This is a genomic window from Catenulispora pinisilvae (assembly GCF_015356865.1).
Lineage (GTDB): Bacteria > Actinomycetota > Actinomycetes > Streptomycetales > Catenulisporaceae > Catenulispora > Catenulispora pinisilvae.
The window spans coordinates 1-892 of sequence record NZ_JAAFZA010000535.1; the positions used below are offsets into that span (position 1 = coordinate 1).

Annotated in this window: 1 protein-coding gene; it reads left to right on the forward strand. The window is 60.7% G+C overall.

What is annotated here, in order from left to right; translation table 11 throughout:
• Window positions 1-892 (forward strand): AMP-binding protein (locus IZR01_RS49350; RefSeq protein ID WP_194927909.1); only part of this gene is annotated, 892 nt, incomplete at both ends.

Sequence of the window (892 nt, forward strand, 5' to 3'; positions counted from 1 at the left end):
TGTTTGAGGAGCAGGTGCGTCGTTCGCCGGATGCGGTGGCGGTGGTGTTCGAGGGTGAGCAGGTTTCGTATGCGGAGTTGAATGTTCGGGCGAATCGTTTGGCGCGGTTGCTGGTGGCGCGGGGTGCTGGTCCGGAGTCGCTGGTTGCGGTGGCGTTGCCGCGTTCGACGGATTTGGTTGTGGCGTTGTTGGCGGTGTTGAAGTCTGGTGCGGCGTATGTGCCGGTGGATGTGGAGTATCCGGCTGATCGTGTCGGGTTCATGCTGTCTGATGCTGACCCGGTGTGTCTGTTGACTGATTCAGCTTCGTTGGCGGTGTTGTCGGCCAAGGGTGTGGTTGGGCCGGCGCCGCTGGTTCTGGATGGTGTCGACTTGGCTGGGTTCTCGGGTGCGGATCTTGTCGATGGTGAGCGTTCAGGCGTGCTGGACGGGAGTTGTCCGGCGTATGTGATTTATACGTCTGGTTCGACGGGGCGTCCGAAGGGTGTGGTGGTTCCGGGTTCTGCGTTGGTGAATTTCTTGGGTTCGATGGGGGTTCGGTTTGGTTTGGGGGTGGGGGATCGTTGGCTTGCGGTGACGACGGTGTCGTTTGATATCGCGGGGTTGGAGTTGTTTTTGCCGTTGGTGTGTGGTGCGGCGGTGGTGGTGGCTGGTTCGTTGTGGGTGCGTGATGTGGCTGGGTTGCGGTTGTTGTTGGTGTCGTCGGGGGTGACGGTGATGCAGGCGACGCCGAGTTTGTGGCGGGCGTTGTTGGCTGATGGTGGTGTGGCTGGGGATTTGGCGGGTGTGAGGGTTTTGGTTGGTGGTGAGGCGTTGGCTGTTGATTTGGCGCGTGATTTGGTGGGTGTGGCGGGGTCGGTGACGAATTTGTATGGCCCGACGGAGTCGACGAT